26 protein-coding genes are annotated in these 20,856 nt (G+C 67.9%); 8 read left to right on the top strand and 18 right to left on the bottom strand.

Annotated elements, in window-relative coordinates; genetic code table 11:
• Positions 1 to 43 precede the first annotated feature (43 nt).
• The 5 genes from lgt to trpC are packed head-to-tail and all read right to left on the bottom strand — an operon-like array spanning position 44 to position 4,586.
• On the bottom strand, positions 44 to 994 hold the full coding sequence (gene lgt / locus ACFWQC_RS17090; protein ID WP_378680226.1) for a prolipoprotein diacylglyceryl transferase: 951 nt from the start codon (positions 992 to 994) through the stop codon (positions 44 to 46).
• 28 nt (positions 995 to 1,022) lie between these two features.
• Entirely contained in the window at positions 1,023 to 1,631 is a 609-nt protein-coding gene (locus tag ACFWQC_RS17095; protein WP_378680229.1) for an SCO family protein, read from the bottom strand.
• Positions 1,628 to 2,437: a tryptophan synthase subunit alpha gene (trpA, locus tag ACFWQC_RS17100; protein WP_378680232.1), complete on the bottom strand. Its 810-nt coding sequence runs from the start codon at positions 2,435 to 2,437 to the stop codon at positions 1,628 to 1,630. The genes ACFWQC_RS17095 and trpA overlap by 4 nt, the downstream gene beginning before the upstream one ends.
• Positions 2,434 to 3,783 (bottom strand): tryptophan synthase subunit beta, encoded by a 1,350-nt coding sequence (gene trpB, locus ACFWQC_RS17105; protein ID WP_378680236.1) that lies wholly within the window; start codon positions 3,781 to 3,783, stop codon positions 2,434 to 2,436. The genes trpA and trpB overlap by 4 nt, the downstream gene beginning before the upstream one ends.
• Positions 3,784 to 3,791: 8 nt before the next feature.
• Positions 3,792 to 4,586, bottom strand: a complete 795-nt coding sequence (trpC, locus tag ACFWQC_RS17110; RefSeq protein ID WP_378680238.1) for an indole-3-glycerol phosphate synthase TrpC — start codon at positions 4,584 to 4,586, stop codon at positions 3,792 to 3,794.
• Positions 4,587 to 4,706: 120 nt separating this feature from the next.
• Between trpC and ACFWQC_RS17115 the strand changes: the two genes are divergently transcribed.
• A complete protein-coding gene (locus ACFWQC_RS17115; protein ID WP_378680241.1) occupies positions 4,707 to 5,072 on the top strand; it encodes a DUF4190 domain-containing protein in 366 nt (121 codons plus the stop codon).
• A gap of 1 nt (position 5,073) precedes the next feature.
• Here the strand turns inward: ACFWQC_RS17115 and ACFWQC_RS17120 are convergent, their stop codons facing one another.
• The 4 genes from ACFWQC_RS17120 to hisI form a co-directional block, all read right to left on the bottom strand.
• Positions 5,074 to 5,490, bottom strand: coding sequence for a DUF2752 domain-containing protein (locus ACFWQC_RS17120; RefSeq protein ID WP_378680243.1), 417 nt, complete (start codon positions 5,488 to 5,490; stop codon positions 5,074 to 5,076).
• 70 nt (positions 5,491 to 5,560) lie between these two features.
• Complete coding sequence (locus tag ACFWQC_RS17125; protein ID WP_091046498.1) at positions 5,561 to 5,761, bottom strand: HGxxPAAW family protein; 201 nt, start codon at positions 5,759 to 5,761, stop codon at positions 5,561 to 5,563.
• Between the two features lie 43 nt (positions 5,762 to 5,804).
• Positions 5,805 to 6,356, bottom strand: coding sequence for a Trp biosynthesis-associated membrane protein (locus ACFWQC_RS17130; protein ID WP_378680246.1), 552 nt, complete (start codon positions 6,354 to 6,356; stop codon positions 5,805 to 5,807).
• Positions 6,353 to 6,706 carry a phosphoribosyl-AMP cyclohydrolase gene (hisI, locus tag ACFWQC_RS17135; protein WP_378680249.1) on the bottom strand — a complete coding sequence of 118 codons (354 nt, stop codon included), beginning with the start codon at positions 6,704 to 6,706 and terminating at the stop codon, positions 6,353 to 6,355. Before hisI ends, ACFWQC_RS17130 begins: the two co-directional genes overlap by 4 nt.
• A gap of 193 nt (positions 6,707 to 6,899) precedes the next feature.
• Here hisI and ACFWQC_RS17140 point away from each other — a divergent pair, with 193 nt between their 5' ends.
• From ACFWQC_RS17140 to ACFWQC_RS17160, 5 genes are all read left to right on the top strand, one after another.
• Positions 6,900 to 7,151 (top strand): CD225/dispanin family protein, encoded by a 252-nt coding sequence (locus ACFWQC_RS17140; RefSeq protein WP_378680252.1) that lies wholly within the window; start codon positions 6,900 to 6,902, stop codon positions 7,149 to 7,151.
• 56 nt (positions 7,152 to 7,207) lie between these two features.
• Complete coding sequence (locus ACFWQC_RS17145; protein ID WP_378680253.1) at positions 7,208 to 7,576, top strand: DUF2752 domain-containing protein; 369 nt, start codon at positions 7,208 to 7,210, stop codon at positions 7,574 to 7,576.
• Between the two features lie 250 nt (positions 7,577 to 7,826).
• The gene (locus ACFWQC_RS17150) at positions 7,827 to 8,267 is read left to right on the top strand and encodes a hypothetical protein (protein ID WP_378680254.1); all 441 of its coding nucleotides are present in this window, start codon (positions 7,827 to 7,829) and stop codon (positions 8,265 to 8,267) included.
• Positions 8,267 to 9,934, top strand: a complete 1,668-nt coding sequence (locus ACFWQC_RS17155) for a putative T7SS-secreted protein (RefSeq protein WP_378680256.1) — start codon at positions 8,267 to 8,269, stop codon at positions 9,932 to 9,934. The genes ACFWQC_RS17150 and ACFWQC_RS17155 overlap by 1 nt, the downstream gene beginning before the upstream one ends.
• A 191-nt stretch (positions 9,935 to 10,125) precedes the next feature.
• Positions 10,126 to 10,449, top strand: a complete 324-nt coding sequence (locus tag ACFWQC_RS17160) for a hypothetical protein (protein ID WP_378680259.1) — start codon at positions 10,126 to 10,128, stop codon at positions 10,447 to 10,449.
• A 159-nt stretch (positions 10,450 to 10,608) separates the two neighbouring features.
• On the opposite strand, the gene ACFWQC_RS17165 is transcribed toward ACFWQC_RS17160, so the two are convergent.
• The gene (locus tag ACFWQC_RS17165; protein WP_378680261.1) at positions 10,609 to 12,426 is read right to left on the bottom strand and encodes an ABC transporter ATP-binding protein; all 1,818 of its coding nucleotides are present in this window, start codon (positions 12,424 to 12,426) and stop codon (positions 10,609 to 10,611) included.
• Positions 12,423 to 14,207, bottom strand: coding sequence for an ABC transporter ATP-binding protein (locus ACFWQC_RS17170; RefSeq protein WP_378680264.1), 1,785 nt, complete (start codon positions 14,205 to 14,207; stop codon positions 12,423 to 12,425). Before ACFWQC_RS17170 ends, ACFWQC_RS17165 begins: the two co-directional genes overlap by 4 nt.
• Positions 14,208 to 14,295: 88 nt before the next feature.
• Here ACFWQC_RS17170 and ACFWQC_RS17175 point away from each other — a divergent pair, with 88 nt between their 5' ends.
• Positions 14,296 to 14,919: a TIGR03085 family metal-binding protein gene (locus ACFWQC_RS17175; protein WP_378680266.1), complete on the top strand. Its 624-nt coding sequence runs from the start codon at positions 14,296 to 14,298 to the stop codon at positions 14,917 to 14,919.
• A gap of 11 nt (positions 14,920 to 14,930) precedes the next feature.
• On the opposite strand, the gene ACFWQC_RS17180 is transcribed toward ACFWQC_RS17175, so the two are convergent.
• Complete coding sequence (locus ACFWQC_RS17180) at positions 14,931 to 15,263, bottom strand: type II toxin-antitoxin system PemK/MazF family toxin (RefSeq protein ID WP_378680268.1); 333 nt, start codon at positions 15,261 to 15,263, stop codon at positions 14,931 to 14,933.
• Positions 15,264 to 15,413: 150 nt separating this feature from the next.
• Between ACFWQC_RS17180 and ACFWQC_RS17185 the strand changes: the two genes are divergently transcribed.
• Positions 15,414 to 16,841, top strand: coding sequence for a YncE family protein (locus tag ACFWQC_RS17185; RefSeq protein WP_378680270.1), 1,428 nt, complete (start codon positions 15,414 to 15,416; stop codon positions 16,839 to 16,841).
• 55 nt (positions 16,842 to 16,896) lie between these two features.
• On the opposite strand, the gene hisF is transcribed toward ACFWQC_RS17185, so the two are convergent.
• From hisF to ACFWQC_RS17215, 6 genes are all read right to left on the bottom strand, one after another.
• Positions 16,897 to 17,688, bottom strand: a complete 792-nt coding sequence (gene hisF, locus ACFWQC_RS17190; protein ID WP_378680272.1) for an imidazole glycerol phosphate synthase subunit HisF — start codon at positions 17,686 to 17,688, stop codon at positions 16,897 to 16,899.
• A complete protein-coding gene (priA, locus tag ACFWQC_RS17195) occupies positions 17,685 to 18,434 on the bottom strand; it encodes a bifunctional 1-(5-phosphoribosyl)-5-((5-phosphoribosylamino)methylideneamino)imidazole-4-carboxamide isomerase/phosphoribosylanthranilate isomerase PriA (RefSeq protein WP_378680274.1) in 750 nt (249 codons plus the stop codon). Before priA ends, hisF begins: the two co-directional genes overlap by 4 nt.
• Before the next feature lie 157 nt (positions 18,435 to 18,591).
• Entirely contained in the window at positions 18,592 to 19,311 is a 720-nt protein-coding gene (locus tag ACFWQC_RS17200) for a VOC family protein (protein ID WP_378680276.1), read from the bottom strand.
• 63 nt (positions 19,312 to 19,374) lie between these two features.
• Positions 19,375 to 19,845: an SRPBCC family protein gene (locus ACFWQC_RS17205; protein ID WP_378680278.1), complete on the bottom strand. Its 471-nt coding sequence runs from the start codon at positions 19,843 to 19,845 to the stop codon at positions 19,375 to 19,377.
• 158 nt (positions 19,846 to 20,003) lie between these two features.
• Positions 20,004 to 20,504 (bottom strand): DinB family protein, encoded by a 501-nt coding sequence (locus ACFWQC_RS17210; RefSeq protein WP_378680280.1) that lies wholly within the window; start codon positions 20,502 to 20,504, stop codon positions 20,004 to 20,006.
• Between the two features lie 57 nt (positions 20,505 to 20,561).
• Positions 20,562 to 20,852 carry a putative quinol monooxygenase gene (locus tag ACFWQC_RS17215; RefSeq protein WP_378680283.1) on the bottom strand — a complete coding sequence of 97 codons (291 nt, stop codon included), beginning with the start codon at positions 20,850 to 20,852 and terminating at the stop codon, positions 20,562 to 20,564.
• Positions 20,853 to 20,856: the final 4 nt, after the last annotated feature.

The following is a 20,856-nucleotide window of genomic DNA, read 5'->3' on the forward strand; positions in this document are numbered from 1 at the left end:
CCCTCCCGCGAGGCGCTGCGTTGCGCCCAATATCTGCGTCTGATCAGGCCTTTGTCGAGGATTCCTCGTCGTCGGTCCCGTTGTCGGCTGCGTTGCCGTCAGTGTCGCTCACGGGTTCGTTCTCGCTGTCGTTCTCGACGTCGTTCGCCGGGGCCTTGGCAGGATCGCTGTAGACCTCCTCCTCGAGACTACCCCGGCCGGTCACAGTGGCGTACGTCCACCACGCTGCTGCCAGGACGAACAAGATGATCGACATCCACTCGCTCCAGCGCAGGCCGAGCACGTTGACCAGCTGCACGTTGTCGATGCGCAGGGTCTCGATCATGCCGCGGCCGAGGCAGTAGGCCATCACGTAGAGAGCGACCACACGGCCGCCGCCCAGACGCAGCTTCTTCTGCAGGTAGACGATCACGAAGAAGGCGAGGAGGTCCCAGCAGAACTCGTAGAGGAACGTCGGGTGGAACGTGGTGCCGACCGGGAACTGGCTGGGACCGTCGGGGAAGAACGACGGGTCGATCTCCAGCCCCCAGGGCAGGTCGGTGGGCCTGCCGAAGAGCTCCTGGTTGAACCAGTTGCCCCAGCGGCCGATGCCCATCGCGAGCAGGCAGGTCGGGGCGATCGTGTCCAGCAGCGGGATGATCTTGATGCCCTTCTGCTTCGCGCCGATGACCGCGCCCACGGCGCCGAGCGCGATCGCGCCCCACACACCGAGCCCGCCGCGCCAGATGTAGAGCGCCTCGATCGGGTTGGCCCCGTCGCCGAAGTAGAGCTGCCAGTCGGTCATGACGTGGTAGATCCGGCCGCCGACCAGGCCGAACGGAACCGCCCACAGCGCGATGTCCTGGATGTCGCCGGCCCGGCCGCCGCGGGCCTGCCAGCGGCGCTCGGAGACCCAGACGGCGACGATGATGCCGAGGATGATCGCGAAGGCGTAGCCGCGCAACGGGACCGGCCCGAGCCAGAGCACCCCTTCGGCGGGGCTGGGGATGGACATCGGGAGGATCATGCGGGGCCCTTCTTGGCTACTTCTGAGTGAGAAGGCGGTGGATGTCGTCGGCGAACTGCTTGGGAGAGGTGTTCATCGACCACACCACGCTGGCCTGTCCCTGGGAGACCGCCGAGACGTGGGTGTCGTGGACCCCGAGATCGTAGCCCCCACTGGGTAGCCGGTCGGCCTCCCCTATGTAGAGCCGCATCGACTCGGCCAGGGTGACGATGTCCTTCAGGTCACCGGTGAGTCCGATGAAGTCCTCGTCGTAGCGGTCCAGATACTTCTCGAGCACCTTGGTCGTGTCGCGCGCCGGGTCGGTGGTAACGAACACGACCTCAACCTTGTCCCGGTCCGCGTCGTCGAGGCGAGTCAGTGCCGCGGTCAGGCTCGACATCACCAGCGGGCACTCGTCAGGGCAGCTGGTGTAGCCGTAGAAGACCAGCGTCAGCGGCCTGTCGGCGTCGGTGGCCAGCGAGTACGGCTCGCCGTCGGTGTCGGTCAGCGCGGTGTCGGTGAGCCGGTAGGGCGTGTGCTCCTGCCCGGTCATCACCGAGGCCGGCGCCTGACCGGTCCCGGCGGCGCCACAGCCTGTGAGCACCCCGACGAGAACGAGCAGGACGGTCGATACGAGGAACCTCAACGCGCGCGGACTCCCGCGGCCAGGTCCTCGGTCAGGCTCGCCAGCGCCTTGAGCGCCGCCTGCTCGTCGGAGCGGTTGTCCAGCAGCGTACGCACGAAGGCGGAGCCGACGATGACCCCGTCGGCGTAGGCAGCCATCTCGGCCGCCTGGGCGCCGTTGCTGACCCCGAGACCGACGCCGACGGGCAGGTCGGCCCCTGATCGGTTGAGCATCTTCGTGCGGGCCACCAGCGGGGCGGCCAGGTCGGAGGTCTTGGCGCGGGCGCCGGTGACGCCCATGACCGCGGTGGCATAGACGAAGCCTCGGCACTGGGCCGTGGTCATCGCGATCCGCTCGTCGGTGCTGCTCGGCGCGACCAGGAAGACCTTGTCGAGGTCTCGTGCGTCGGCGGCCTCGATCCACTCCGGTGCGAAGTCAGGGGTGATGTCGGGCGTGATCAGGCCCGCGCCGCCGGCATCCTGCAGCTGCTGGGCGAAGCGGTCCACGCCGCGGCGCTCGATCGGGTTCCAGCTGGTCATCACCAGGGTCGGCACCCCGGTCGCGGCCACGGCCTCGACGGCTCGGAACACGTCGTCGACACGTACGCCGCCGTCGAGCGCCTGCTGCACCGCGTCCTGGATCGTGGGGCCGTCCATGACCGGGTCGGAGTAGGGCAGGCCGATCTCGATGATGTCGCAGCCGGCCTCGACCATCGTCGTCAGCGCCTCGATCGAGCCCTCGACCGTGGGGAAGCCCGCCGGGAGGTAGCCGACCAGGGCGGCGCGGTTCTCGGCCTTCGCCTTCGCGAACGCTTCCGACGTACTCACTGTGCTTCTCCCTGCTTGCTGTCGCCCAACCCGCTGTGCTTGTCGCTTCGGGCCCCGGCTCCTTCGTCGCCGAGCCCGCTGTGCTTGTCGCTTCGGGCCCCGGCTCCTTCGTCGCCGAGCCCGAAGTACTCGATGGCCGTGCCCATGTCCTTGTCGCCGCGACCGGACAGGTTGATCAGGATCGTGGCGCCCTCGCCGTGACGCTCCTTGATCTGCGGCGCGATCTTGATGGCGCCGGCGATCGCGTGGGCCGACTCGATCGCCGGGATGATCCCTTCCGAGCGCGAGAGCAGCGCGAAGGCGTCCATCGCCTCCTTGTCGGTGACCGAGGTGTAGGAGGCGCGGCCGGACTTGGCCAGCCAGGCGTGCTGGGGCCCGACCCCGGGGTAGTCGAGACCGGCGGAGATCGAGTGGGACTCGATGGTCTGGCCGTCCTCGTCCTGGAGCACGTAGGTGCGGGCGCCGTGGAGCACGCCCGGGTCGTTGGCCTGGATGGTGGCGGCGTGCCGGCCGGTCTCGAACCCGTCTCCCCCGGCCTCGAAGCCGTGGATCTCGACGTCCTCGTCGTCCAGGAACGCGGTGAAGAGGCCGATCGCGTTCGAGCCACCGCCGACCGCGGCGAGGACGGCGTTCGGGAGTCCACCGAACTGCTCGATGGACTGCGCCCGGGCCTCGTCGCCGATGCCGCGCACGATGTCCCTGACCAGCGTCGGGAACGGGTGCGGCCCGGCGGCGGTGCCGAACAGGTAGGCGGTGTGGTCGACGCTGGCGACCCAGTCGCGCAGCGCCTCGTTGATCGCGTCCTTGAGGGTGCCGCTGCCGGAGGGCACCGGGACGACCTCGGCGCCGAGCAGCCGCATCCGGGCCACGTTGAGCGCCTGGCGGTCGGTGTCGACCTTGCCCATGTAGACGGTGCAGTCGAGACCGAAGTAGGCAGCCGCGGTCGCGGAGGCCACGCCGTGCTGGCCGGCGCCGGTCTCGGCGATGACCCGGGTCTTGCCCATCCGCTTGGTCAGCAGTGCCTGGCCGAGCACGTTGCGGATCTTGTGGGCGCCGGTGTGGTTGAGGTCCTCGCGCTTGAGGAGGACGCGTACGCCGAGCTGCTCGGAGAGCCGGGTCGCGTGGTAGAGCGGGCTCGGCAGGTTGGCGTAATCACGCAGGATCGCGTCGAACTCGGCCACGAACTCCGGGTCGGCCTTCGCCTTCTGCCAGGCGTCGTCGAGCTCGATGAGCGCCTTCATCAGCGCCTCGGGCATGAAGCGGCCGCCGAATCCCTCGGCCTCGCCACCGAACCAGCCGAACTCGTCGGCGTCGTAGCTCGTCGTTTCGTGGATGTGAGTTGTCATGGCTGGTCCTAGCCTTGGATTCCGGTGAACTCGGCGACCGTGCCTTGCGGGTCGCCATGCTTGACCAGCGCCTCGCCGACCAGGACCGCGCGGGCCCCTTCGCAGACGTGGCGCTTGACGTCGGTGGCGGTGAAGATGCCCGACTCGGCGACCTTCACCCGGTCCTCGGGGATGAGCGGCGCGAGCCGTCCGAAGACGTCCTGGTCGATCTCCAGGGTCTTCAGGTTGCGAGCGTTGACGCCGATCAGCTCGGCGCCGAGGTCGACCGCCCGGGCGACCTCGGCCTCGTCGTGGGTCTCGACCAGCACGGTCAGCCCGAGCTCGCAAGCCTGCTCGTAGAGGCTGCGCATCGTGTCGTCGTCCAGCGCGGCCACGATCAGCAGCGCGAGGTCGGCGCCGGCTGCCCGGGCCTCCAGCAGCTGGTAGGGCTCGACGATGAAGTCCTTGCGCAGGATCGGGGTGTCGACGGCGGCGCGGACCGCGCGCAGGTCGGCGAGCGACCCACCGAAGCGGCGTTCCTCGGTGAGCACCGAGATCGCGGCGGCACCGCCGGCGGCGTACTTCTGGGCCAGCTCGGCCGGGTCCGGGATGTCGGCCAGGGCGCCCTTGGAGGGGCTCTTCCGCTTCACCTCGGCGATCACGCTGCTGCCCGCCGCACGGAAGTGCGGCATCGGGTCGCGGGGCGCGTCGACGTCGGCGAGCCGGGCCCGCAGGTCCGCCTCGGACATCGTCGCCTGGCGCTGCGCCAGGTCCAGACGTACGCCGTCGATGATCGCGTCGAGCACGGACCTGTTTGAACTCACGAGACAAGCCTCTCACCCCACGCACCCCACGCCCGATTTGCGCCCAAGAACCGAGAGGAATGGTTAAGTTCTTCTCACCAGCATCGAGTTCCACGCAACGACCGACACGGAGGTCAGACAATGAGCTACGGCACCCCGCCACCCCCGCCGCCCCCTGCCTATGGGGCCCCGACTCCCCCGGGTGGCGCCGCGGGAAGCGGCGGACAGTCGATCCCGGCGCTGATCTCGCTGATCGCCGGCATCCTCGGCATCGTGAACTCATTCTGCTGCTCGATCATCCCGCTGTTCCCGATCGCGGCACTCGTTCTGGGTCTTATCGGCATGAGCGACGTGAAGAAGTCCAACGGGGCCAAGACCGGTCACGGGCTCGCCCTTGCTGGGACGATCCTGGGCGGCGTCGGCCTGCTCATCTCGATCATCTGGATCATCGTCGCCATCGTCTCCGGCGGCTACGACTGGAGCTTCGGCGAGACCCGGCCCCTGTGACTCAGGGCACCAGCCAGGCACCGCTCGGCGTGTTCCTCAGCACCGTAAAGACAACCAGCAGTCCGAGGAGTGCGGCGAGCACTGGATAGACGACGGTGCGCGTCTTGTGCCGGGAGAGATGGAGCGTACGTCCCTGCCAGGAGTTGCGCATCCAGACCACCCACAGCCCAGCGAACACGGGTAACAGCAACACGAAGTAGAGATTGCTCGACAGCGCCCCAAACGCGTCACCGTGGGTGAGGTCGTTGACCGCCCGCAAACCACCACAAGCAGGACACTGCCATCCAGTCATGGCCAGGAACGGGCAGAGTCCCCAGCTTCCCGCCTCATGCGGATCGCGCACCGCCAGTGCGACGGTCAGCGCCGCGACGCACCCGCCGACCGATCCGGGGACCAGCATTCGCTTGACCGTGTCCATAGACACAGCCTCTCACCCCGGATGCCGCGAGGCCCCGGTCCTGTCCAGGACCGGGGCCTCGCGGCGTACGTCAGTGTGACTCGACGTTGAAGCCGAGCTTGGAGAGCACGATGAAGAGCAGGCCACCGACGACGGTCACGGCGACTCCGATCCAGAAGACGAACCAGCTGATCGGGTCGAGCATCATGGCGACGCTGCCGATGAGGAAGCCGAGGAGGCCGACCGCGACTGCGATCCAGGCTGCCGGGGTGTTGCCGTGGCTGGCGGACATGCGATGCTCCTCTACGAGTTCACTTTGCTTGGCTGCAGTGTATTCATTGATCCCCCGATGTCGGGTCCCGACCCTCGTCCAACGACTTCCAGACATCGATCGTGGACTGCTCCTCCAACGGCTTCTGCTCCGGCTTCGCGGTGGCCGGGGCGTCGTACCTGCGGCCCATCTCGGGCCACGAAGGAGCCAGGCGCACGGCCGCGACCGCCGCCGCGACGGTCAGGACCGCGCCGAGGAGCGCGAGGTAGGGCCAGGGGGTGGTGCTGTGCTCGGTCTCGCCCCATACCACCTCGGAGTCGATCGCCCGGCCGAGCGCGTCGATCCCGGCATGGCCGAAGAAGGTGACGATCACGCCGATCCCGGCCAGGCCGGCGAGGGCGGCCACCAGGCGACGTACGAGACCTCGGGTGACCAGGATCACGCCCCAGGCCGCGAGGGCGACCAGGGCCAGGCCGGTCGTGGCCGGCGAGTCGTTGAGGTCGGCCGGCATCTGGGCCGGGGCGGTCACCTTCACCCATTCGTTGGAGCCGGCCCATGCGGCGAGGGCCGCGCCGGCGAGGCCGGCGGTGACGGTCGGGCCGAACGAAGCCCTCACGAAATAGCACCGTACGAGATCAGGCCGGCGTCGAAGCAGGTGTGGTCGCCGGTGTGGCAGGCCGGGCCCTCTTGGTCGACCTTGAGCAGGATCGTGTCGCCGTCGCAGTCCAGGCGGACCTCCTTGACGTACTGCCGGTGGCCGGAGGTCTCCCCCTTGACCCAGTACTCCTGCCGGCTGCGGGACCAGTAGGTCGCCCGGCCCGTCGCGAGCGTGCGCGCGAGGGCCTCGTCGTCCATGTAGCCGAGCATCAGCACCTCGCCGGTGTCATGCTGCTGCGCCACCGCAGGCACCAGCCCGTCGGAGTTGCGCTTAAGGCGATCGGCGATGGCGGGGTCAAGAGTGCTCACACATCCAGTATCCCCGCGGCACCCGAGCCTCCGCACATCCGTCTCTGTAACGAGATTGCATGGGCTCGGCGATTCACTTGTCGCCGCAGGCAACACCCATGCAAGGATGCGCACGCAAAACTCGGCCCACCACACGCCGGGCCGAGTTCCAAACCATGACCGTCGCGGTCAACACACACTAGAGGTATAGCGCATGTCTGCTTACACCCCGTCCGAGAAGCCCGGAACGGACACCACCGGTCTCGTTCTCGGAATTCTGGTCACCCTGTTCTGCTGCCTGCCGTTCGGCATCGTATCGATCGTCAAGGCCGTTCAGGGCGATGGCGCGGGCGCCAAGAAGTGGGCCGGCATCGGTGCGGCCGTCGGCGTCGTCCTCGTCATTCTGTACGTCATCCTGATCGCGGTCGGCGCGGTCAGCATGGGTGGTTCGACCAGCACGTACTGAGCTCTCGTTAACAAGCAATGAAACGAGTGCGTGCGGGGCTCGTCCCACTGGCCGTCGTGGCCGGAGGGACGGGCCTCGCGGCCGTCTTCGCCACAACACCCGGGCTCGTCGCCTACGTGCCGCCGTGCCCGATCCACGCGCTCACCGGCATCGACTGCCCCGGATGCGGGATGACCCGCGGCACGATGTCGCTGCTCTCGGGTGACCTCGCCGGCGCGGTCGGCCACAACGCACTGATGTTCGTGTTGGGGCTGCCGCTGCTCGCGCTGCTCTGGTTCTTCTGGCTCCGCGACCGCGTCGGCGGCCGCCCCGCACCCGGATGGGCGCGCTCCCGGGCCGCGCTCTACACCTGGCTGGCCCTAACCGTCGTCTTCACGGTCGTCCGCAACCTCCCATGGTCCCCGTTCACGGCACTGGCCGCCTAGCCCCACCCGTATCACCAGGCGGGCAACGGCGCGATTCACAGGTCCAACGAGTAGCGCCGGCATGAGTCCGGAGGTTTCTCCACAGTGAACTGCGATTGGCATTGACTCGCCGCCTGGGCCATGCCAACTTTGCTTTGAGCTAGAAGCTCTTGTTTCCTCGGGTAGAACGAATCTTCGTGCTGGACGTGTTGAACTGCCTACTCCTGAGGAAGACGAGGAGTAAGGAACCACAACCGCACGGGGGATGCCGGTGAACGGGTATGAAGTGACGATAGAGGACCTACGACGCACGGCAGGAAAATACGACGCCTTGCTCGAGGACCTCGGTTCATCCAAGATGCCGGACTCGGCTACCGGGTCTGGCCGGGTTGGCCACATCGAGGTCGCTTCCTGGTTGAAAGAGCTGGTGTCGCGGACGAAGGACGCCCAACGCGAACTGGGGAAGGGCCTGGAGTCGCTGTCGGAGTACCTCCGCGACAAGGCGCGAGACTATGAGCAAGCTGACCTTGACAGTGCTCATCGGATGCAGTCCGACCCCTTTGCGGAAGGAGGTAGCAGCAAGCTGACCCCTTTATCAGACGTCCCGCGACTATCTAGCCAGCAGCAGCCGCTGCCCCACGTCTACGGCCAAGACGGCGCCCAGTTCTCTCCGCTGACGCCCCCACCATCCGGCGCATCGACGGCTGAATGATGGCGCTCCCCAAGGGCGCCGAACTCGGCGCGTCTGATGACCCGAGGGCGTTGATCGTCGGAGACAAGGCGGCCGTGGCTGAGCAAGCCACGGCGATCCTTGATGAGCAGCGACGCATCGGCGACTTGCTCGACACGATCGATGGCCTTGCTGTTCCAACCTGGGAAGGTGGTCTCGGGAAGCTCGGGTACGTCCTCAAGGCAGGGCAGGAGACCGCGAAGTTCGAGGCCTACCGTGACGCTCTGAAGCACGCAGGGACGAACCTGAACGGGTATGCGGACGCGTTGGCGGCCGCCCAAGACCGCGCACAGGATGCCATCGACAAATGGAATGAAGGCGAAGCAGCGACTAAGACGGCGTTGGCCGACCACAACGCGGCCGTCGATGGCTATAACCACAAGGTCGATGCACACAACGCCGCTCTCAGGAGCGGCAGATCGGTTCCTCTGATCGGGTTCGCACACCCTGGACCGTTCGTCGACCCAGGCGAGTCTTTGCGCAAGGAAGCGGAAGAGATCCTGGCGGATGCGCGCGAACAGTTGAACGACGCAGGGAACATAGCCGTCATGCCGGCGGGTCCGGACAAGGACAGCAAGACAGTCGGCGACGGAGAGGCCAAGGCCACTAATTGGGGGGGCCTCGGCGCGCTCGGCAGTATCTTGGGTGGGTTTTTTGACACCAATGCCGATAATCCGGCCGCTAATGGCGGAAAGTCTGGCGAACTCAAGGGTTTCAAGATAAGCCCAGACGGCAAGGCGATCCAGCTTATTGATGCCAACGGAGAGACGCATCAGTTTCAGATCGATGGCAACGTCGGAGCTCAAGCGGGTGATGTAAAGCTGGAGGCGGATGGAAGCCTTACCCTGAACAGCCATTCTGGTGAGGCGATCGGGAAGATTGACAAGGATGGACTCCACCTCAGCGTCGGCGTTCATGAACGCATCGTCGACGTTGAGGGAAATCTCAGCATCAAGGATGGGTACCTGACGATGGGCGCGAATGGGTACGCGTACGTGGGTAGTGACGCCGAAGCCAACCTCAAGGTTGGTCGAGACGGTGTCGAGGCAGGAGTCGATGTATCTAACGGCGCGAAAGCAGGACTAGGCGGCTCCATCAACTACGGCGGAATCGGGATTGGTCTCAATGCCGAAGGCCAGACCGGGAGTGGCGCGACTGGTAGCGTGGATTACGGCTGGAAGGATGGGAAGTTCAATTTCGGTAGCGAGTTTGGCCTAACTCCCGGAATTGGAGGAACTATCAAACCATCGGTCGAATTGGACTTCCCAGAAATGGGGCGCACAGCCAAAGAAATCATCGAGGACCCCGATGTCGCTGCGCGCGACTTGGCCAACACTGCGAATGATATTAACGGAGCCGTGGGCCACGGGATTAGATGGGCCGCGGAGCATCCGGGCGAGTCAGCCGAGGGCGCGGCGAAGGGCGCCCTGGCTCTACCTAAGACCTATTACGAGATCGGCAAGCTGGCAATGGCGAATCCTGAGGAAGCCGCCGATATCGCTGATGGCATGACCACGAATCCCGTTGAGCAATACAACAACATCAAGAGGGCTATTGGCCCCGATGCCGTTGATAAGATCAGTATCGACGCCGGCGAAGCAAAGAATGCTGCCAAAGGCGTGGTCGACGCGATTGGCGGGTTCTTCTGATGCCCGCCACTTTTCCGGTTCCGATTAGGTTCGACCTACCGAATACGCATTGGCGAGGCGCTGATCCGGACGGTCTCGAAAAATCAGACGCATTCGCAGTCGCACTTCGCTGGGGGTCGTTGGCCGACGGGTATGTTCCGATCTTGACCGTTCGAGGCATGTATGGAATGGACTTGCCGAGTCTTGAGGACGTGGCTGACTCGTCGGTGGATTCGTTGCGGGCCAATGGAGCCACAGCCGACCTGGTCAAAAGAACATGGGTCGAATCGGACCAAATGCCTGCGATCGTGCAACTCGCGGAGGTCGACGTTCGCATCGACGGGTCCCGGTTCGATCTCTATCAAGCCCAAGTGATCGAGACGCTCATCGATTCGACGGATAGAAGGAAGCGCGTGATGCTTTCGTTCAGCGTGACCTGTAAGTATGGGCAATTCGCGGTTGTAGGCCCGGAGTTCGAATCATTCATGGGGTCCGTCGTCCTAGGGGGTCGCATCTCCAGCCAGGACGACATCTAGGTCTGAGCACATGGCGCGACGACACGCCACCGGAAGACCGTCCCAGGGCCCAAATCCGTGTCGGAGCCATGCGGGCATGGTAGACCGGGCGGTCGCTACCGGTATTGGGCCAAGCGGACGAGTGCATGAGCAGCACAGCGGGGACCAGGCGTGGCGGAGTTACGCACCCTGCTGGGCGACCCAGGAGGCGTGCAGGCGTGCGTACGTCGAGCCGGCCTGCGCCACCAGGTCGCTGTGCGGGCCCCGCTGGGCGAGTCGTCCGGCGTCGACGACGATCACCTCGTCGGCCGCCTCGGCGGTGGAGAGCCGGTGGGCGATGGTGACCGACGTACGGCCGCTCATCAGGCGCTCCAGGGCCCGGTTGATCCGCATCTCCAGACGCGGGTCGACGGCGGAGGTGGCCTCGTCGAGGACGAGCAGGTCGGGATCGGCCAGCTGGGCTCGCAGGAGCGCCACGAGCTGCCGCTCGCCGGCCGAGAGTGACTCGCCGCGCTGCCCGACACTGGTGCGGACGCCGGCGGGGAGACCGGCCAGCCAGTCCCCCAGACCGAGGATCCGGGCGGCCTCCTCGATCTCCTCGTCGGTCGCGTCCAGCCGTCCGTAACGGACGTTGTCGGCCAGGGTGGAGTCGAAGAGGAAGCCCTCCTGCGGGACGAGCACGACGCTCGTGCGCAGCGAGGCGTTGCCGATCTCGCGTACGTCGACGCCGTCGAGACGGACCCGGCCGTCGGTCACGTCCATCACCCGGGTGAGCAGCTTCGCGATCGTCGACTTCCCCGACCCGGTCTCGCCGACCACGGCGACCCGGCGGCCGGGCGCGATCTCGAAGGAGATGTCGTGCAGGACCGGACGGCCGCCGGGGTAGGCGAAGGTGACCGCGTCGAACTCGATCGAGAGCGAGCCGCGGGGCAGGACAGTGCCCTCGGCACCTGGATCGACGAGGTCGGCGGGCGTGTCCAGGATGCCGATCGTGCGCCGCCAGGAGGCGATCGCGTTCTGCGCGTCGGTGAGGATCTGCGTACCCATCTGCACCGGGCCCACGAACAGCGTCACCAGGAACGCGAAGGCCAGGATCTCGCCGACGGTCAGCGCGCCGCTCGTGCCCTGGTAGGCGAGCGCCAGCAGGACGCCACCTACGATCACGCCGGCGTTGGCGAGGCCGCCGGAGAGGCCACCGAGGCTGAAGAAGACCGAGGTGTAGGCCTGAGCCTTGATCTGGGCGGCGCTGGTGGCGTCGATCTCGCGGTCGATGCGCTCCTGGGTGCGGTCCTCGACGGCGTACGCCTTCACCACGGCCGCGCCGACGACCGGCTCGGAGACCGCGGAGAGCATCTTGGCGACCTGGCGGCGGGAGAGGGTGTAGGCCGCGGACAGCTTGCGCTGGAAGAACCGCAGGCTCAGGAAGAGCGGGCCGAAGCAGAGCCACACCAGGATCGCGAGCTGCCAGGAGTAGATCACCATCACGACGGTGGCGACCAGCATCTGCCCGATGCTGACGATGAAGAGCAGACCGCCGAAGACGATGAACTGGCTGACCTGGTCGACATCGCTGGTCACCCGCGAGACCAGTGCCCCGCGGTGCTCGGTCGACTGGGTGAGCATCGGCAGGTCGTGGACGTGCCGGAAGGCCTTCGTACGCAGCGTCGCCAGGCCCCGCTCGGCGGCGGTGAAGAGCCGGCTGGTCATCTTGAACGACGCCCAGCCGGTGACCGCGATGGCGACCACCGCGATCAGGCCGGCGCGCAGGACGTAGCCGAGGTCGGGGCCGTCGGGACCGCTCAGGCCGTTGTCGAGGGTCTGCTGGACGACGACAGGTACGACGACCTGCCCGACGCTCGCGATCACGGCCAGCGCGAAGGTGCCGCGGATGCCCTCGACCAGCTCCGGGGAGTGCTTGATACCCCGGCGGATGGTCTCGATCGCGCCGAGCTCCTCGCCGCTGTCGACCCGGGTCTCGGGCTCGAGTGTGGCCGTCACTGCGCGGTCTCCGGTGTCTCGTAGGCGTTCACCAGGCGGGCGTAGGACTCGTCGCGAGCGAGCAGCTCGGTGTGGGTGCCGCGGTCGCGGATGCGGCCGGCCTCGAGGTGCACGACCTCGTCGGCGAGCGCGATGGTGGCCTTGCGGTAGGCGACCACGACCAGGCTGGTGTCGTTGGCGCCGCTCCGCAGCGCGGAGAGGATGCGCTGCTCGACCTCGGGGTCGACGGCCGAGGTGGCGTCGTCGAGGATCAGGAGCCGTGGGCGGCGTACGAGCGCTCGGGCCAGGGCCAGGCGCTGGCGCTGGCCGCCGGAGAGGCTCGCACCGCGCTCGCCCAGGGTGGTGTCGAGACCTTTCGGCAGTGCGGTGACGAAGCCGTCGGCCTGGGCGGCCTTGAGCGCCGACCAGACCTCGTCGTCGGTGAGGTCGGCGCCGAGGGTGACGTTGCCGCGTACGGAGTCGTCGAAGACGAAGGCCGTCTGCGGCACCAGCGCCGCCACCCTGGCCCACTCCCCCGCGCCCAGGTCGCGCAGGTCGGTGCCGTCCAGCGTGATCCGGCCGGTCTCGGGGTCGACCAGCCGCGCGAGCAGCATGGTCAGGGTGCTCTTGCCGGCGGCCGTCTCGCCGACGATCGCGACCGTACGCCCTGGCTCGACCTCGAAGTCGACACCGTCGAGGAGCGTCGGGCCGCCGGCGTAGGCGTAGGAGATGCCGTCGACCCGGACGCGGGCGCCGGTCGGCTCGCGGCTGGTCCTCTCTTCGCCGTAGGCCAGACGTCCGGTCGCGTCCAGAACCCGCTGGACCCGCCGGTAGCCGACCACGCTGCGCGGGAACTCCCCCAGCAGCCAGCCGAAGGAACGGATCGGGAAGGCGACGATGGTGAGCAGGAAGCCGATCAGGACCACGTCACCGGGCGCCGCGGCACCGCTGGAGACGCGGCCGACGCCGACGGCCAGGACGGCGAGGACCCCGACGTTGGGCAACGCGGCCAGGATCGGGTCGAAGGCGGCGCGGATCCGGCCGGCGTGGATGTTGACGTCGCGCAGCTCCTGGGCCTTGTCCTGGAAGCGGGTGGTCTCCTCGGCCTCGCGGCCCAGAGTCTTGACGACGAGCGCGCCGTCGAAGGACTCGTGGGCGATCCCGGAGAGCTCCGCGCGCAGCTGCTGGGCACGGGTCATCAGCGGGGAGGAGAAGCGCTGGAAGACCAGGTTGGCGACGACGACCGCCGGGAACACGAGGATCGCGACCGAGGCCAGGACGACGTCGGTCCAGAACATCTGCCCGATCGCGATCACCATCATCGCGAGCGTCCCGACCGCCATCGGAAGCGGCGCGATCGGCGCCCAGGACGCCTCGACGTCTGAGTTGGCGTTGGAGAGCAGCTGACCGGTCGGGTGCCGGTGGTGCCAGGCGAGTGGGAGCGCGAGGTACTGGCGGGTCACCGCGCGGCGCGAATGCGCCTGCATGCGGTACTGCATCACCCCGGCGCCCAGCCGCCGCGCCACCACCCCGACGGCCCGCAGGATCGCGACACCGACGAAGAGCCCGACCACGGCCCACAGCCAGCCGGCGCCGATCTCGCCGTCGCGCAGCGCAGGCACCAGAACATGGTCGGTGGACCAGCCCAGCACCCAGGCGTCGGCGACGGTCAGCGCACCGAAGAGCGCGGAGCCCAGAGTCGAGAGGGTGAAGACCGCCCACTCGCGCCGGATGGCGACTCCGAGAACCTTGAACCCGTCGGTCGTCGTGGCCCGCTGGGGTATCTGTTCCTCGTCGCTCATCTCGAGGTAAAGCCTAGGTCAGCACCGTGACTGCGACGAATTTTTTTGAAACCACCGTGCGCTGGAATGGCTCGATAAGGTGCAAGCCGTGGCTTTCTTCGCGCGCTCCGAGCGCATCGCCCTGTGCGACACCGCCGTCTCTCTCGGGCCGACGGCCCCCACGCTCTGCGAAGGCTGGGACGTCAAGGACCTGCTGGTGCATCTGCTCATTCGCGAACGCCGCCCATGGGCAGCGCCGGGCATCTTCCTGCCACCGCTCGCGCCCGTGCTGAGGAAGGCGGAGGCTGCGTACGCCGCCCAGCCGCTCGAGTCCCTCGCCGACCGTCTCCGCGACCCGAAGGGCACCCCGTTCGCGCTCGGTCCCGTCGAGCGGGCCGTCAACACCGTCGAGTTCTTCGTCCACCACGAGGACCTCCGCCGCGCCCAGCCGGGCTGGGAGCCGCGTACGCTCCCCGCCGCTGCCGAGCGAGCCCTCTGGCGCACCCTGAAGCTGCTCGGCAAGGGCCTGGTCCGCTCCGCTCAGACGCCGCTCGTGATCAACAACGGCATCGACACCGCCACCCTGCGCGCCGGCGACGAGCCCGTCACCATCACCGGCCCGGTCGGCGAGCTCCTGCTGTTCTGCTTCGGGCGTCATGAGGTGCGGGGCTTGTCCTTCGACGGCCCGGCGGAGCGGATCACGCAGTTGGAGAACGCCAGCCTCGGGTTCTGAGGCTTCTCCGCCTATCCGAGTCCACCGAGCCGGAGGGCGTCTTCGATCTCACTGAGCTTCGCGGAGGACAGGGCCCCTGCTCGCTCGATCAAATCGTCGCGGGACAAGATGGTCAGCCACGTGCACGGGGTGGATCCCGGGCGCGGCAACGCGAACCGAAGCACGCCTTCAAAGGGCAGTCCGTCCTTGGCGCCTACTGCCACCTCGACGCCCAGACCGGTGAGGTCGACACCCGCCGGAGCGACGACCTGCATCACCTGGATCCCGGACGCGTCCTCTCCCGACAGCAGCACGACCGGCCGCCGCTCGTCGAACTCCACCCACCAGACTTCGCCACGTTGCACATGTCCTCCTGACACTGACACAGGACGCAGGCCGATGCCGCAGCGTAGACCCTGCCCGCTGGCAGAAGGCGTTCGAGGTCGACGGCCGTAACCTCCTCGCGCTTCGAGACGTTGTGTCTCAGATAACCGAATCCCCCAGGAGGTCCCACGATGCGTCGTGCGGCAACAGTCACCGTCGCCATGCTCTTCGTCTTCTCACTCACCGCAGCCGCCCCAGCAGTGAGCGCGAGCGCGACACCAGAGCTGCGGGACGTGATGGTCGTCGGCAACAACTGGGACGGGACGGCTTCGATCGTCGATGCCCGCAGCTTCGAGGTGCTGCGCAAGGACATCGACCTGGTGCCCGACAAGGACGAGGAGATCGCCGAGATCCACCAGGATCCAGAGCGGCTGGCGATGTACTACCTGGTCCGCTACGGCCCCGGCGAAGGCAACGACCAGCTCGTGGACGACATGTTCACGACCCGGGACGGCAGGCTGCTGGCGGTCTCGCGTCCCAGCCTCGCCGATGTGGTCTGGATCGACATCGAGAAGGCGCTCGCGGGCTCGCCGGACTCCGTCGTGGTCGAGCGGCAGATGGACGGCCACCGCACCGACCACATGGGCCTCTCCCCTGACGGCACCAAGCTGCTGGTCTCGGACTCGACCTCGCGCTCGGTGCACGAGTACTGGATGGGCGGGGCGGGCGATGCGCGGACGGGTGAGCGGCTGCGTACGTTCGAGTCGGGCGAGACGCCCCACGAGAACAACTACTCCAAGGACGGCTCGCGCATCTTCCACGCCTCCATCGGTCGCGTCTACCTGCCCGGCGACCAGAAGGAGATCTCGCTGGACTCGCTGCCGCTGATCAACCTCGACCAGCTCGGCCTCGGCACCATCCCCGGCACCGACCTGCTCCCGCCGATCAAGATCGGCCCGATCCACGACGCGATCAAGGGCGACCGCTGGTTCGAGATCGTCGCCGAGTCCAGCTTCGAGGTCTCCCAGCGCTGGGAGATGGGCAAGGAGCTGGAGGAGGCCGGCTACCCGTCGATCTCCTCAGCCGTACGTCCGATGGCGGTCGCCCCCGGTGAGCGGTTCATCTACTTCCAGATGTCGTTCCTGCACGGCCTGGTCGAGTTCGACACCCAGGCGGCCGACATCGACGGGAAGGTCGGCTACTCCACCGGCTCCGTCGAGGAGCCCCGCACCGGCGCTGTCACCCGGGTCATCCAGCTCCCCAAGCGCACCCCGCTGCCCCGCGAGCTCTACGTCAATGACTCAGCCCACCACGGCCTCTCGATCGACTCCAAGGGCGAGACCCTGTGTGCGGCGGGCACGATGGACGACTACGTCGCGATGGTCGACCGCGCCAGCGGCGAGCACACCATCCTCGACGAGGAGACCACCGGCCACTACTACGGCAAGCCCTACTGGACCACCGAAGGCCTCGGCAACACCTGCTGGGCATCGCTGTCCGACGCCGACGCGCTCGCCGTGATCGACTTCCGCACCGGCGAGGAGCTCGCCTACCTCGACGTCGGCAACCACCCCCAGCGCGTACGCCACGGGCAGATCCCGAGCTCGCTGCTGAGCTAGTTGTCCGCGGGGGTGCATTTTCCCGCCATGGCGGGAAAGTGCTTGCGGCAATCCGTCAGCGAACCGGCGCGCCGGCGCCGGAGAGCGCCTGCTTGACCTCGCCGATCCGCACCTTGCCGAAATGGAAGATGGTGGCCGCGAGGACGGCGTCCGCACCGGCGTCGACCGCGGGCGGGAAGTGCTCGGCCTTGCCGGCGCCACCGGAGGCGATGACCGGGACGGTCACCTCGCTGCGTACGGCCTTGATCAGGTCGATGTCGAAGCCGTCCTCGGTGCCGTCGGCGTCCATCGCGTTGAGCAGGATCTCACCGGCACCGAGCTCGACGGCCTTCGCGGCCCACTCGATGGCGTCGAGGCTCTGCCATTCGCCTCGGGCTCCGCTTCTGCCGGCAGACTTGCGCCCGCCATGCGTGGTGACCTCGAAGCCGGAGTCGGTCCCCTGCGCCCTGCGGGCGTCGACGGACAGCACCAACACCTGGTTGCCGAACCGGTCGGCGATCTCGGCGATCAGCTCGGGGCGGTCGATGGCCGCGGTGTTGACCGCGATCTTGTCCGCGCCGGCGCGGAGCATCCGGTCCACGTCCTCGACGCTGCGGATGCCGCCGCCGACCGTGAGCGGGATGAAGACCTGCTCAGCGGTGCGGGTGACGATCTCGAGCGTCGTCGCGCGCCCCTCGTGGGAGGCGGAGATGTCGAGGAAGGTGAGCTCGTCGGCGCCTTCCTTGTCGTAGGTCGCGGCCAGCTCCACCGGGTCGCCGGCGTCGCGCAGCTCCTTGAAGTTGATCCCCTTGACGACGCGACCGGCGTCGACGTCGAGACACGGGATGACGCGTACGGCCAGACTCATGACTGGTCCCCACGCGGCCGACCGAGGGTGAGGTCGAGCGCGTCGGCGAGGTCCAGGGACCCGGTGTAGAGCGCCGTGCCGGCGATCGCACCCTCGACACCGACCTCCACCAGGCCCATCAGCGCCTCGATGTCGTCGATGGTGGTCACTCCCCCGCTCGCCACGACCGGGCGGTCGGTGGCCTCGCAGACCGCGCGCAGCAGGTCGAGGTTGGGGCCCTGGAGCATGCCGTCCTTGTTGACGTCGGTGACGACGTAGCGCGCGCAGCCCTCGGAGTCGAGGCGGGCGAGCGTCTCGTAGAGGTCTCCGCCGTCCTTGGTCCAGCCGCGCGCCGCGAGGGTACGCCCGCGTACGTCCAGACCCACCGCGACCCGGTCGCCGTAGGTCGCGATCGCCTGCCGGGTCCACTCCGGGTTCTCCAGCGCGGCGGTGCCGATGTTGACGCGGCGGCAGCCGGTCGCCATCGCGGCCTCGAGCGACTCGTCGTCGCGGATCCCGCCGCTCATCTCGACCTTGATGTCGAGCTTGCCGACGATCCCGGCGAGGATCTCGCGGTTGTTGCCGTGGCCGAACGCGGCGTCGAGGTCGACCAGATGGATCCACTCGGCCCCGGTCTCCTGCCACCTCAGCGCGGCCTCGTAGGGGTCGCCGAACCGCTTCTCCGACCCGTCCACACCCTGGACCAGCTGCACCGCCTGCCCGCCCTTCACGTCGACGGCCGGCAGGAGCTCGAGGTAGTCACCCATGAGGACGATCCTATGTTCTGTACGCCGCCACCCCTGCCCCGCCGTCCGGTTGCGAGACGGTTCCTCCAGCAAGGTATGCAGGCGGAGGAGCACATCCCTCGCGGAGCTCCGCACGGGAAGCGGTGCTTCGGCCGCATACCTTCATGGAGGATCACGCTCAGCGAGCCGCCAGCACCTCGAACTCGTACGCATCCGGGTCGGTCATCCTCGCCCACGGCCCGTCACCGTACGTCTCGGCGACGACCGTGGCGCCGAGCGCGACGAGGCGCCGGATCTCATCAGCAGGGCCGGTGTCCTCGGGCGCGATCAGGTCGAAACGGAACCGGTCCCGCGGCCCACGCGGCACCGGTGGCGGCCCGCCCCAGGCGACCTTGGCGCTGCCCGACGGTGTCGCGACCGCGGTCTCGCCGTCCTGGTCCCAGACCAGCGGCCAGCCGAGCGCCGCGCTCCAGAAGATCCCGGTCTCCCGCGACCCGTCCGCGGCCACCTCGCCCAGGAAACCCGTCCCCTCCAGCCACCGGTTGCCGGCCGGGATCACGCACAGCTCGTTGCCTTCCGGGTCGCCGAGCACGACGTGGTCCTCGTCCGGCCGCTGCCCCACGTCGAGGTGAGTGGCCCCGAGGCCGATCAGCCGGTCGACGGTCCGCTGCTGGTCATCGGGCAGGCTGCTGGTCAGATGGAGATGGTGCGGGTTCTCGATCGTCTTCGGCGGGTCGGTGGGTAGGAACCGGATCCGGAGGTCGTCCTCGGCTCGTGGCAGCAGCCGGATCTCGTCGCCATTCGTCTCGGGCTCCCGGCCCAGCACCGCTGCCCAGAACTCCGCGACCCGCTCCGGGTCGTTGGCGTCGACGCAGATCCCGAACCGCCGAGGTGTCATGTCCGGCAACCTAGGTCGCGCCGGGATCGGTACGCAATCAGTTTAGGAGCCGCGCAGACGGAATCAGTCAGTGCCCGCCGGTCGCGCGGCCACGGTCGCCAGCTTGGCCAGCCCCTTCTCCATGTCGGGCGCGATCGCCTTCTCCATCGAGTAGAACTTGGTCATCAGCCCCATCACACCGCTCACCGACCCGGCGTGGGTCCACGTCAGCTGCGTACCGCCGGCGACGGTCGTCAGATCGAAGCTCACGGTGCTCCGACTCTTGAACGGCTTGAGGAACTCCAGCGCGACGCCGATGTGCTCGGGGCTCGACTCGGTGATCTCCATCGAGCCGGCCCCCGCGCGCTTGTTGCCCGACCAGGCATAGCGCGCGCCGACACCGGACTCGGCACCCGAGTAGGTCCGCGTCATGTCCGGGTCGAGTTCCTCCCAGGGCGACCAGGCCGGCCACTCGTGGAAGTCGTCGAGCAGCGCGTGCGCGCGCCCGATGTCGCACTGAAGAATCGCGGACCTGGAGACCTCGTAGTCGGTCATGTTCCGACACTACATCCGGCGGCGACCAGGTCGACGACGATCAGCGCGGTCCTGGCTGGTTCGAGGCTCCGGTATGCGTAGCGCCGGCCTCGCCGAGTCTCGTGTCGCGCGTACTCCCGCTCGGGGATCGCCCAGCTGTGCACCTTCGGCGCCCGCACTCAGGCGCCCTCGGGGTTGACGCCGACCGAGCCGTCGATGCTCTCGCGGAGGATGTCGGCGTGGCCGGCGTGACGGGTGGCGTCGCAGAGGCGGGCGGCCATGACGTTGAGGAGCATGACGTCCTCGTCCCACCACGGTACGTAGCCGGGAGCGTCGATCGGGAGCGCTTCGATGGTGGCGTCCACGTGGGACCAGACGCTGCGGTAGAGGTCGAGGACCTCGGCCCGGGTCTCGTGATCTGTTGCCCAGTGGGTGGCGTCCCACCATCCGGCGGTGTCCCACGGTGGAAGGTCGACCGGTGGCTTACGGCCGAAGACCTCGCCGAAGTAGCGGGCGTCCGAGAGGGCGTTGTGCTTGACCAGCCCGAGCAGGTTGGTGCCCGTCGGTGTCATCGGACGGCGGACGTCATGCTCGGAGAGCCCCTCGAGCTTCCACACCAGGGCCTCGCGCACGCCACGCAGTTTGTCGTGCAGATGTGCCTTCGCGAAGTCGTCGATCACGGCGGCTATCCTGCCGCACTCGACGCACCGACCGAGCGATCCTGCGCGGCAGGCGCGCTACGGACTCTCCACCGCGGAGATGCGGTACTTCCGAACGTCCGCGCCGGTGAGCTGGGGCAGTTCCGGGCCATCCTCGTCGCCACCCGAGATCCGAAACGCCTCGACGTCGGCGTCCGATGCCCAGCGCTCATAGACGTTGATGCGACCGAGGTCGATCGGATCGGCGGCCTGGACGAAGTCGAGGCACCCCGGCGCCTTGCGCGCCGCACGAGCAACATCGGCGGTCGCCACCAGATATGCGTCGCGGTCCGCGGCGTTGCAAGAGAGCGACCCGGCGATGATGATCACGACG

Origin of the sequence: Nocardioides sp. NPDC058538, from assembly GCF_042719275.1 — a bacterium.
GTDB lineage: Bacteria > Actinomycetota > Actinomycetes > Propionibacteriales > Nocardioidaceae > Nocardioides.